This window comes from Halomonas sp. BC2 (assembly GCF_002078115.1).
In the GTDB taxonomy this organism is placed as follows: Bacteria; Pseudomonadota; Gammaproteobacteria; order Pseudomonadales; family Halomonadaceae; genus Vreelandella; species Vreelandella stevensii.
Genome location: NZ_LFGT01000005.1, coordinates 175545 through 187342 on the forward strand (window position 1 = coordinate 175545; position 11798 = coordinate 187342).

Below are 11798 nucleotides of genomic sequence, written 5' to 3' on the forward strand. Positions count from 1 at the left end.
CGGCAAGCCACAGCTGGAAATGCGCCTGTCGGCCGAAGGCCGCTCGCTGGGGCTGACCGGCAGTGACTTGGCACAGGCCCTGCGTGCTCCGCTGCAAGGCGCCACCGCCGTCGAGCAGTTCATCGGCCGCCGAGAGGTCAGCGTCGAAGTGCGTTTACCGGAAGCCTCTCGCGATAGCCTCAGTGAGCTATACCGGCTTCCCGTGCGCACCCCCGAGGGGCTCAGCGTGCCGCTGTCGCGGGTGGCCGACATCACCCTCAGCCAGGCATCCAGCAGCCTGCAACGCATCAACGGCCGACGCATCATCACCGTCACCGCCGACTCCGAGGGCGACCAGGCCATCAATCAGGTGCTCGCCACCTTGCAGGAGGATGTCTTCCCCACCCTCAGCAATACCTGGCCGGGCCTCGAAGTCAGCATGGGTGGCCGCCAGCAGGATACCGCCGACAACCTGGCCACGCTGCGCAAGGCCATGTGGCTGATGATTGCGGCGCTCTATGCCCTGCTGGCAATTCCCTTCCGAAGCTACTTGCAGCCGCTGCTGGTGATGGCCGCCATTCCGTTTGGTATCGTGGGTGCCATCGGGGGACATATGCTGATGGGCTTTGGCTTGTCGATCATCAGCCTGCTGGGCATGCTGGCGCTGTCCGGCGTGGTCATCAACGATGCCCTGGTGCTGATCGACTACGCCAACCGCAAGCGGCGCGAAGGCATGGCGCCTCGGGAAGCCATCGTGGCCGCTGCCACACGCCGGTTGCGGCCGATCATGATGACCACACTGACGACCTTCCTGGGGCTGGCACCGATGATTCTGGAAACCTCGCGACAGGCACGCTTCATGATTCCCATGGCCATCTCTCTGGGCTTTGGCATGCTGTTCGCCACGGTCATTCTGTTGGTTCTGGTGCCCTGCCTCTATCTCAGCCTGGAGAATCTGCGCGAACGCCTCAGCGCACCGTCCCCTCCCGAACCCGAGAGGGCTAACCCATGAAGGCGTTACATAGCCTGCGCCAGTGGCGCCCCTCGCGGCTGGGCATGAAGCTGTTCGCGGCCATCCTGAGCGTCAATGTGGCCATTGCTGCCAGTGTGTTTCTGGCGGTCACCTACAGTATCGATCGTGGCTTTCTCGACTACCTGAACCAGGCCCAGGAGCGCCGTGCCACGCTGCTGGCCGACGGCCTCATTACTCGTTGGGAAACACAGAACAGCTGGGCGTGGCTGGAAGAGGCCCCCGACCGCTGGCCCTACATCGTCCGCTTCGAGCTGGGCCAGGAGCATCGTGATCGGCCATCTCCCTTGGGGGAGGCGCAGGATTTCGCTCTGCAGGGTGCCGATGGCCACGCCATCATTCCCCCCAGCGATACTCCACGGGGCTCCCGCAACTGGCACTGGATGACCCTCTACAGCGACCTGGCGCCCAATGGCCAGCGTGAAGCCATTGGCGCCCTCGGCTTTCGCCCGCCCCAGGAGATGATGGAGCGCATGGAGAGCCGCTTTCTGGAGCGCCAGCAGCGCAATCTGATCCTGATCGTGGTCTCGCTGGGCATTGCCTCCCTGCTGCTGGCTGGCGGGCTCTCCTGGTGGCTGGGCCGACGCACGCGGGCGCTGGCCGGTGCCACCCTGCGGCTCACCGAAGGCGACTACCATACCCGCTTGCCCGAACGCGGCCGCGATGAGCTGTCTCGCTTGGCCCGGGATTTCAACGTGCTGGCGGCCACCCTGGAAGCCAGCCGCGAGGCCCGGGCACGCTGGGTGTCGGACACGGCCCATGAGCTGCGCACCCCGCTGGCCGTACTGCGCGGTGAAATCGAAGCCATGCAGGATGGTATTCGCCCGCTGAATCAGGAAAACCTGAGCTCGCTGGCCCAGGAAGTGGCTCAGCTGGAGCGCCTGGTCTCCGACTTGCGGCTGCTCTCGCAAAGCGATGCGGGAGCGCTGGACATCCAGCTGGCCCCGCTGAACCTGAGCGACAGCCTGGGCAGCCGCCTGACCGACGCCGACCGCTGGCTTGAGCAGAGCGGCCTGAGCCTGACCTGCCAGCTGGAAGAGGACATCATGATTCGCGGCGATGCCCAGCGCCTGCGCCAGCTGTGGAGCAATCTGCTGGACAATAGCTGTGCCTATACGCAATCGCCTGGGGCGCTGCGCGTCACGCTCGGCTGCGCGCGCGGTCAGGCCGTCATCGTCTGGCAGGACAGCTCCCCCGGCGTCCCCAACAGCGAGCTGGGGCGGCTCACCGAACGCCTGTATCGGGTCGAGGGGTCGCGTAACCGTGCCAGCGGCGGTAGCGGCCTGGGCCTGTCAATTGCCAGCGCCCTGGTGAGTGCTCACGGGGGCACCATGGAAGCCAGCGCCTCGACATTGGGCGGGCTGGCCTGGACACTGCGCTTTCCGCTGATTTCTTCTGACCCTTACTGAATGCGAGTTGACCATGACCCAGGAAGCATCCCTGCTGATCGTCGAAGACGAACCCAAAATTGCCAGGCTCATGGCGGACTACCTTGGCAGCCATAACTTCGCCCCCACCATCATCGGCCATGGCAGCGACGTGATGCCCTGGCTCACCCAGCACTCCCCGGCGCTGGTACTGCTGGACGTCATGCTGCCCGGCAAGGATGGCCTCACCCTGTGCCGGGAAATACGCCAGCAGTGGCCGCTGCTGCCCATCATCATGGTGACGGCCAAGGTCGAGGAGGTGGACCGGCTGCTGGGGCTGGAGCTGGGCGCCGATGACTACATCTGCAAGCCGTTCAGCCCCCGCGAGGTGGCGGCCAGGGTCAAGGCCGTGCTGCGCCGCAGCCAGGCCATTGCCAAGGCCACCGGCTACACCCCGACCACACGGCAAGCGCCGGTCAGCCTGGATGAAGAGGGCTGGCAGGCCCTCGTCAATGGTCAGGACCTGGGGCTCACCGCCGTGGAGTTTCAGCTATTACGCGTTATGATGCAGTCGCCGGGGCGTATTTTCAGCCGCGAGCAGTTGATGGACCACATGTATCGCGACAACCGCATCGTGTCCGAACGTACCATCGACAGCCATATCAAGAAGCTGCGCAAAAAGATCACCGAAGCCCTGCCCGAGCAGGAAATCATTCGCTCGGTGTATGGTGTGGGTTACAAATATCAGCCCGAAGGGTAAGCCTGGCAGGTCGACAGGCGCACTTGGGCACCGCTACGGGTCAATGCACCATGAAGTCCATGTACATGGTCATGGTCATGGGCAAGAAGATCGCCATGGCCATGGAGATCTGAAGGCCAGGCGTTGCGCCAAAAATCAGCTCCAGCACGATACCGGGAACCACTACCAACCAGGGCCCTGCGCTGGAAAAGAGCAGCTGGGCGGGGAAGCACATCGGCCACCAGCGGCTCGGGCCAGTCGTCCGGGGTATAGCGCTGCTGGACCAGCGCCGTGAACGGCAGCGCTACCAGCGCGCCCAGGCGCGCATAGCGGCCAATGAACCCAGGTTCTGGCATGGTGTTCTCCTGTTGCCTGCTCCCCTCACCCTGTGGCGTGATCCTTGCCCCTCCGCATAAGACCACGGTTGTTGCACACTTCCTGCAACCGATTTACACCAAGCCCCTGGATACTGCCATGGTCAACATTAGCCCATTAATGACCCATGAGGTATGCCATGAAAATGTCTCTTAGCCAACGTTTTGCTCCTGCCTTTCTGGCCATTGCCCTGATGCCCCTGGCGTTCACCGCGCAAGCCGACCATCATGAGCACCGTGGCATGGACCGTGAAGCCATGCACGAGCGCATGGAAGAGCGCCGCCAGGAAGTTTACCAGCGCGCCGAGCTGAGCGAAGAGCAGCAAACCGCGCTGAATCAGGCCCATGCCGAGCATCGTGAAGCGGTCATGGCGCTGCGTGAGGAGCATCAGGCCCGCGTTGCAGAAATTCTGTCAGATGAAGAGCAGCAGGCACTACGGGATGCCATGCACGAGGTGCACGCCGAATACCGTCAGGAGCACGGCAAGCGCGGAGGCCGCCACGGCGACCAGGCCAAAGCTGAATAAGCGTTGATTTAACGTTCGTCCTACCGCCCTGCGCCCAGCTCTGCTGGGCGCAGGGCTATCTATACTCCTGTTTCGTTCATTTTACGTGAGTGGTTCGTCACTTGAACTGACGTAGCAAACCGCGTATTTTATTTGAACGTTCATTCAAAAATAATTCTTCCCTTGTCTTAACAACAGGAGTCCGCCTCCATGGCGAAAGACAACTCGACCCTCCCCTCGCGGGATCGACTCAACCCCGTGGTGTTCCACGGCAGCGTCGCCGGTATACTCATCTTTCTGGTGATGACCATGCTGTTTACCGAGCAGGCAGGCGCTTTCTTCGACGCGGGCCTGGCGTGGGTCAGCACCACCTTCGGCTGGTACTACATGCTCGCCATCGTCGCCTACCTGGTGTTCGTGGTACTGATCGGCATGTCGCGCTTCGGCAGCATACGCCTGGGCCCGGACCATTCACGCCCGGAGTTCTCGCTGCTCTCCTGGTCCGCCATGCTGTTTGCCGCCGGCATTGGCATTGACCTGTTGTTTTTCAGCGTGGCAGAGCCGGTGGCCCACTACCTGGCCCCGCCGGACCTGACGCCTGAAAGCCAAGAGGCCATGCGCAACGCTGTCGTTCAGACCTACCTGCACTGGGGCCTTTCGGGATGGGGACTCTACGTGCTGATGGGCATGGCACTCGCCTACTTCAGCTACCGCCACCGCTTGCCACTGGCGATCCGCAGCGCCCTCTACCCACTGCTGGGCAAGCGCATCCACGGCCCCATCGGTAATGCCGTGGATATTACGGCGGTCATTTCTACCGTGTTCGGTATCGCCACCAGTCTTGGGATTGGCGTTCTGCAGCTCAATTACGGCCTTAACTACATGTTCGACGTTCCCGAGACGTTGACGGTACAGATCATTCTGATTGGCCTGGTCGTGGTGCTGGCCACCATTTCCGTGGTGACCGGGGTCGAGAAGGGCATTCGCCGCCTCTCCGAGTTCAACATGCTATTGGCGCTGGCGCTGATGCTGTTCGTGCTGTTTTCTGGCGATACCCTGACCCTGCTCGACAAGGTGGTGAACAACGCCGGTGACTATCTCTCCGGGTTTGTCGCTGCCAGCTTCGATACCTACGCGTTTGCCGACGAAGGCGCCCAGGAGTGGAAAATGTGGTGGACCATTTTCTTCTGGGGCTGGTGGATTGCCTGGACGCCTTTCGTGGGCCTGTTCCTGGCGCGTATTTCTCGTGGCCGCACCATTCGTCAGTTCGTCGCCGGTGCGCTGTTCATTCCGCTGTCGTTCATGATGGTGTGGATGTCCATTTTCGGTAACAGCGGTATCGAGCTGGTCGCCAATCAAGGCGTCGCCGAGCTGGGCGAACAGGCGTTGAACTCGCCGCAAACCACGCTCTACACACTGCTGGAGTACTACCCCTACGTCGGTATCACCGCCGCCGTGGTCACCGTGCTGGGCATTGTGTTCTTCATTACCTCCGCCGACTCCGGCGCTCTGGTACTGGCCAACTTCACCTCGATTCTGAGCGACGTGAACCATGATGCCCCGGTGAAGCTGCGCATTTTCTGGTCGGCCGTGATCGGCCTGATTACTGTGGCACTGCTGATGGCAGGCGGACTGAACGCGCTGCAAAGCGCCGTGGTGATCACCGCCCTGCCGTTCTCGGTGGTGATTTTTGCCATCATGGTAGGCACCTACAAAGCCTTGAAGCTGGAAGGCAGCAAGGCCGATGCACGCCGCATGATTGCAGGTAGTGCGCCTGGCGGCGATTGGCGCGAGCGCCTGGACCGTGCGCTGGATACCTCCAACCGTGCTGGGGCAGCGGCCACCATCGAGCATGCGATTCGTCCCGCCATGATCCAGTTTGCCCAGGAGCTCGAAAGCCGTGGCCAAACCGCCAACGTGACCGAAGAGCAGGTGGAAGGCGAGTCGCTGCCCACCTTGACGCTGCAGGTCGACTTTGGCGAGGCCACCAGCTTTGTCTATCAGGTCTGCCCGCACCGCATGCGCACCCCGAGCTTCATCCCGGCAGACGATGACTTCTACGTGCGCCTGGATGTCTATCTGGCCGAAGGCGGCCAGGATAAAGACCTCAACGGCTATACCCGTGGTCAGGTGATTGGCGACCTGGTGGCCGAGTACGAACGCCACCTGCACTTCCTGACCCTGGCCGGTGAGCAGATGGGCCATGTGCAAGCCATGCCCGGCACCATCGGCGAGCCGCCAGAAGACGCCCAGATGTAGCGTCAGCGCGTTTTCCATGCAATCCCGATCCCGGCCACCGTGCCGGGATTTCTATATGCCTGTTCGAGACGCGTGAAGGCTATAACGCTGGATCGGTTGAAGCGCGATGTTCTAGCGGGATTGACCATCGGCGTGGTCGCGGTGCCCCTCTCCATGGCTTTGGCTGTAGCCACAGGAGTGCCCCCACAACACGGCCTTTACACCGCCATCGTGGCACTGGCGTCGCTGCGCCGAGAGCTGGGCGAGCAAGGTGTAGGGATCGTCTTCGTAGGGCTGCCGCCCCGTCTGGCGTTAAAATTAAAGCGCGCAGGCATTAAGCGTGAAACAGGCAAACTGGCGGTCGTCCGTACGCTTGCTCACGCCGAAAGAGTGGCTCGGCGTTGGCTAGGTGGTGGCCGATAGCGAACCTGGGGGTGTGAAGTACTGAAACAGGGGAAGTAGCCTTCCCCTGAGGTGATACCATTCACTGGCGATTAGCTCGCCATGTCCAATACGATACGGCCTTCGATCTTGCCATCGATCATGCGCTGGAAAACGTCGTTGATGTTGTCCAGCGTGTCGGTGGCTACCGTGGCCGTGACCTTGCCTTCGGCGGCGAAGTCCAGCGCTTCCTGCAGGTCGCTGCGTGTACCGACGATGGACCCGCGAATGGTAATGCCGTTGAGTACCGTGCTGAAGATCGGCAGCGGGAAATCACCGGGCGGCAGCCCATTCAGCACCAGCGTGCCACCTCGACGCAGCATGTTTTGCGCCTGATCGAAGGCTTTCGGTGAAACGGCCGTGACCAATGCCCCATGAGCACCGCCAATGGTCTTCTTCAGATAGGCCGCCGGGTCGGTTTTCATGGCGTTGACCGTCACCGTCGCTCCCAGGCGTTCAGCCAGGGCCAGCTTGCCGTCATCGATATCCACCGCTGCGACGTTCAGCCCCATGGCCTTGGCATACTGCACGGCCATGTGCCCCAGCCCACCAATCCCGGAGATCACTACCCACTGGCCCGGGCGAGTGTCGGTCATCTTCAAGCCTTTGTAGACCGTCACCCCAGCGCACAGCACCGGAGCGATGTCGATGAAATCCACCGACTCCGGCAGGCGCCCCACATAGCCTGCATCTGCCAATGTATAGTCGGCAAAGCCGCCGTTGACGCTATAGCCGGTGTTTTGCTGAGATTCGCACAGCGTCTCCCACCCGCCCAGACAGTGCTCGCAGTAGCCACAGGCGGAGTAGAGCCAGGGAACACCAATGCGGTCCCCCTCTTTGACATGGGAGACGCCCTCTCCCACGGCCACGATGTAGCCGACGCCCTCATGCCCGGGAATGAACGGTGGCGAAGGCTTGATCGGCCAATCACCGTGGGCGGCGTGTAAATCGGTATGGCAAACCCCGGAGGCCGCCACTTTCATCAATACTTCGCCCTGTTTGGGACGAGGTACATCGACTTCTTCGATGACCAGCGGCTGGCCAAACTCGCGAACCACTGCCGCGCGCATTGTGCTATCCATGTGCAACTCCTCTTGATGGTCGATACGGCCATTTGAAAACGGCTCTTATCGATAGAGTCAGCGTCAGGGGGGGCTGACAATACCGCCCGGCAGCTGCCGGGCGGCGTTATACATAGACGCAGGCTAGAAAAAGCCCAGCGGATTGATGTCGTAGCTGACCAGCAGGTTTTTGGTCTGCTGGTAGTGCTCCAGCGCGACCTTGTGGGTTTCACGACCAACCCCGGACTTCTTGTAGCCACCGAAGGCCGCATGGGCCGGGTACTGGTGGTAGCAGTTGGTCCACACGCGGCCTGCCTGAATGCCACGCCCCATGCGGAAGGCCACGTTGATGTCGCGGCTCCACACGCCTGCCCCCAGGCCAAACTCGGTGTCGTTGGCGATGGCCAGCGCTTCCTCTTCGTCCTTGAAGGTCGTGACGGCCACCACCGGGCCAAAGATCTCTTCCTGGAACACGCGCATCTGGTTATTGCCTTTCAGCAGCGTGGGCTGAATGTAGTAACCGCTGTTGATGCTGTCGTCGAGGGTCTCCTTGTCACCCCCAGTGAGGAACTCCGCGCCCTCGTCACGGGCGATGTCCATGTAGGACATGATCTTGTCGAACTGCTCCTGAGAGGCCTGAGCGCCCACCTGGACATCGGTATCCAGCGGGTTGCCGCGCTTGATGGTTTTGGTGCGTTCGAGCACTTTGGCCATGAACTCGTCGTACATGCTCTCCTGAATCAGCGCACGCGACGGGCAGGTACACACTTCGCCCTGGTTGAAAAAGGCCAGTACCAGGCCCTCGACCGCCTTATCGATGAAGGACGGTTCGGCCTGCATGATATCGGCGAAGTAGATATTGGGCGACTTGCCACCCAGCTCGACGGTAGAGGGAATGATGTTCTCGGCCGCACACTTGAGAATATGCGACCCTACGGGGGTCGAGCCGGTAAAGGCAATCTTGGCAATACGCTTGCTGGTCGCCAGCGCCTGACCGGCTTCCGCGCCGAAACCGTTGACGATATTGAGCACGCCAGGCGGCAGCAGGTCACCGATCACCTCGGCCACTTTCAAAATGGAAACGGGCGTCTGTTCGGCGGGCTTGAGCACCACGCAGTTCCCGGCAGCCAGCGCGGGGCCAAGCTTCCAGGCAGCCATCAGAATGGGGAAGTTCCAGGGGATAATTTGCCCGACGACCCCCAGCGGCTCGTGAAAGTGATAGGCCACGGTATTGGCGTCGATGTCGGCCGCGGTGCCCTCCTGGGACCGCAGGCAGCCCGCGAAGTAACGGAAATGGTCGACCGCCAGCGGAATGTCGGCATTGAGCGTTTCCCGCACGGCCTTGCCGTTATCCCACGTTTCGGCCACGGCCAGCATTTCGAGGTTTTGTTCCAGACGGTCGGCAATCTTGAGCAGAATGTTGCTGCGCTCTTGCGCGGAGGTTTTGCCCCAGGCAGGCGCAGCCTGATGGGCGGCATCCAGCGCTTTTTCGATGTCTTCGGCGCTGGAGCGGGGAATTTCACAGAACACTTTGCCATTGACTGGGCTAATGTTGTCGAAGTATTGGCCCTTCACCGGTGGCACGAACTCACCGCCGATGTAGTTGCCATAGCGTTTTTCGAACGAGACGACTGAGCCCGATTCACCTGGGTTGGCGTAGATCATGGTGCTGCTCCTGAGTATTATGATTATTAAAAGGTGCCTATTCAGTGTTGGCCACCGAAGGCAATCCCGATATCGCCCAATGGCAGGATGTACCCTCATTCCTTGGTAGGAGATGCCATGTATTCGCTACTAGTGGCCGATGACCACCCGCTGTTTCGCGACGCGCTTCAAGCGGTCATCCGCGGCGGGCTGGCAGACACGCGGCTGTTGGAGGCTGACAGCCTGGCGGCAGCCATGGCGCATATCGAGGCACACGACACGCTGGACTTGCTGCTACTGGACTTGAGCCTGCCGGATGCCGACGGCCTGGAAGGGTTGAAAACGTTGCGCAGCGCCTTTCCCTGGCTGCCGGTGGCCATTGTCTCGGCGCATCAGGAGCGCCAACTGGTGCTGGATGCCATCACCCAGGGCGCGGTGGGCTATATCCCCAAGTCCACCCCTGGCGAGCAGCTATTGTCGGCGCTGGAGCAGATACTCCAGGGCCAGCTGTATCTGCCTGCCGATATCATGCGCCGCCCTCCTGCCCAGCGCGCTCCTGCCGCGGCCAGTGTCTCCTCGTCGACCGCCCTCCAGGACGTCGAACGACCCGGGCGCCTACCGCGCTTGACCGACAAGCAGTTGGATGTATTGAGCTGCATGAGCCAGGGGATGTCGAACAAGCAGATCGCGCGGGAACTGACGATTGCCGAAACCACCGTCAAGACCCATGTTTCCGCCATCCTGCGCAAACTGGGCGCGTCCAGCCGTGTGCATGCCATCGTGCTGGCCAGCGAAGAGGATCTGAGCAGCCATATTGCCCAGCGTACGGCCAGCCTGTCGGGCAAGCCCTCCCCTTGAGCCAACGTGCCCTATCCTGGCGGATGGTTCTCCAGTAGCGTTCCCAGCAGCATCTTGAGCCGCAGGGGCTTCAGAGGCTTCAGCAAGTAGTACAGGCCTGCTTCCCGAGAGGCGCGCTTGACCGCGGCTTCGTGGTTGGCGGTAATGACGATGGTCGCCAGGCCGCAGTCGCGCGGCCAGATCGATACCATTTTCGCGATGCTCACCCAGATGATAATCCACCAGCAGAACCGCAGGTCGCTCCCCGTCACTGGCCGCCTCCAGCGCACTCACCGTGGCGGCAGCACGCACGCGGCAACCCCAACCGCCGAGCAGTGCCTGCATGCCCGCGAGGATGTCCGGGTCATCATCCACCACCCACACCACGCAGCCCTGTAGAGGGTCTTCGTGCCACCAACCAGCGCCCACACCACTTGCAGGCGCTGCACCGGCCGCTCCCGCATAGGGCACGAGAATGGAGAACAGGGAGCCGCGCCCGGGGCGCGACGTAAGCGCAATCGGGTGTTCCAGCATGGCGCTGATACGATCGACGATGGCCAGGCCCAGCCCAAGCCCGCGGCTGTGGTCCCCCTGCGGCTGGCTGGCACGGCGAAATTCGAGAAAGATCGCCCGCCGCTGCGCCTCAGGAATACCAGTGCCCGTATCCCCCACCATGATCTCGAGCCCGTTGGCGCGTCGCCGACACCCCAGCAACAGGTGCCCCTGCTCGGTGTAGCGCACGGCGTTACTCAGGAAGTTGCGCACCACTCGCGCCAGCAGCGCCAGATCCGAGTCCACCCAGGCCCGGGACGCCACGTAGTGAAACGACAAGCCGCGCACGGCAGCCACCTGACGATACTCCTCGGCCAGCGCATCCAGCAGGGTACTCACGGCAAAGGGTGCCTTGTCGGCGTGGAGCACCCCGGCGTCCAGCCGTGAAATGTCCACCAGCGTGCCCAGCAGGCCTTCGACATCCTTCAAGGAGCGGCCGATATGCCCCACCAACGCCTGCGAGGCATCGGGCAACGTATGCGTTTCCAAGGCGCTGGCAAACAGCCGCGCGGCGTTCAAGGGCTGCAGCAAATCGTGGCTGACCGCCGCCAGAAAGCGGGTCTTGGAGAGGTTGGCAGCTTCGGCCTGGGCATTGGCCGCCAACAGCCGAGCATTCACGCGCCCCAGTTCGTCCAGCGCACGGTGCAGGGCATCGGTGCGCTCGCGCACCTGCTCGGCCAGCAGCACCGAGCGTTCGAACGCGGCATACGGGGCGCCGCTGGGGCTGCCGCCTGACTCCACGCGCGCCATCAACGCCTGGCATACTTTGCGCAAACGGCGATTTTCCTCCTGCAGCGTTGCCAGAGTCGGCTGTTCACCGTGTTGCTCAGGAGGCTGGAAGAGCGCCAAAGGCCACCCCCGTAAAGGTCTGATTGACGTGCATGCCATGATGCTGCTCACCGTAGGTATTGAAACCGACCACGTTGGCATGGCGCAGCAGCGTCGAGGCCTGGGCCAGCTGCCCCAACGACTCGAGCGCCATGCGCCGCAAAAAGCAGTCGCAGCCGATGACGGCCACTGGAGGCCCTAG

Annotated in this window: 10 protein-coding genes and 2 pseudogenes; 7 read left to right on the forward strand and 5 right to left on the reverse strand. The window is 62.2% G+C overall.

The annotated features are described in order from the left end of the window. The 3 genes from B7L71_RS04320 to B7L71_RS04330 form a co-directional block, all read left to right on the forward strand. Positions 1-991: efflux RND transporter permease subunit (locus B7L71_RS04320; RefSeq protein ID WP_139790045.1), on the forward strand; the 991-nt coding region annotated here is incomplete at its 5' end. Beyond that, positions 988-2418: an ATP-binding protein gene (locus B7L71_RS04325; protein WP_081136212.1), complete on the forward strand. Its 1431-nt coding sequence runs from the start codon at positions 988-990 to the stop codon at positions 2416-2418. The genes B7L71_RS04320 and B7L71_RS04325, both read left to right, overlap by 4 nt. 13 nt (positions 2419-2431) lie before the next feature. Continuing rightward, on the forward strand, positions 2432-3136 hold the full coding sequence (locus B7L71_RS04330) for a response regulator (RefSeq protein WP_081136214.1): 705 nt from the start codon (positions 2432-2434) through the stop codon (positions 3134-3136). Between the two features lie 40 nt (positions 3137-3176). Here the strand turns inward: B7L71_RS04330 and B7L71_RS16955 are convergent, their stop codons facing one another. Continuing rightward, complete coding sequence (locus B7L71_RS16955; protein WP_170919430.1) at positions 3177-3350, reverse strand: hypothetical protein; 174 nt, start codon at positions 3348-3350, stop codon at positions 3177-3179. Positions 3351-3629: 279 nt separating this feature from the next. Between B7L71_RS16955 and B7L71_RS04340 the strand changes: the two genes are divergently transcribed. The 3 genes from B7L71_RS04340 (at position 3630) to B7L71_RS17430 (ending at position 6656) form a co-directional block, all read left to right on the forward strand. Next, on the forward strand, positions 3630-4016 hold the full coding sequence (locus B7L71_RS04340; RefSeq protein ID WP_081136218.1) for a hypothetical protein: 387 nt from the start codon (positions 3630-3632) through the stop codon (positions 4014-4016). 189 nt (positions 4017-4205) lie between these two features. After that, positions 4206-6254, forward strand: a complete 2049-nt coding sequence (gene betT, locus B7L71_RS04345) for a choline BCCT transporter BetT (protein ID WP_081136220.1) — start codon at positions 4206-4208, stop codon at positions 6252-6254. 72 nt (positions 6255-6326) lie between these two features. Then, complete coding sequence (locus B7L71_RS17430; RefSeq protein WP_249273176.1) at positions 6327-6656, forward strand: SulP family inorganic anion transporter; 330 nt, start codon at positions 6327-6329, stop codon at positions 6654-6656. Positions 6657-6727: 71 nt separating this feature from the next. On the opposite strand, the gene adhP is transcribed toward B7L71_RS17430, so the two are convergent. Then, a complete protein-coding gene (gene adhP / locus B7L71_RS04355) occupies positions 6728-7756 on the reverse strand; it encodes an alcohol dehydrogenase AdhP (protein WP_170919435.1) in 1029 nt (342 codons plus the stop codon). 123 nt (positions 7757-7879) lie between these two features. Continuing rightward, entirely contained in the window at positions 7880-9400 is a 1521-nt protein-coding gene (exaC, locus tag B7L71_RS04360; RefSeq protein ID WP_081136224.1) for an acetaldehyde dehydrogenase ExaC, read from the reverse strand. Positions 9401-9517: 117 nt separating this feature from the next. Here exaC and B7L71_RS04365 point away from each other — a divergent pair, with 117 nt between their 5' ends. Beyond that, positions 9518-10237, forward strand: coding sequence for a response regulator transcription factor (locus tag B7L71_RS04365; protein WP_081136226.1), 720 nt, complete (start codon positions 9518-9520; stop codon positions 10235-10237). Positions 10238-10459: 222 nt separating this feature from the next. Here B7L71_RS04365 and B7L71_RS04370 read toward each other — a convergent pair. Together B7L71_RS04370 and B7L71_RS04375 are read right to left on the reverse strand one after the other, a co-directional pair. Further along, positions 10460-11656, reverse strand: a pseudogene (locus tag B7L71_RS04370) (sensor histidine kinase); the annotation flags it as partial. After that, positions 11595-11798: pseudogene (locus B7L71_RS04375) on the reverse strand (nitric oxide-sensing protein NosP); the annotation flags it as partial. The pseudogenes B7L71_RS04370 and B7L71_RS04375, both read right to left, overlap by 62 nt.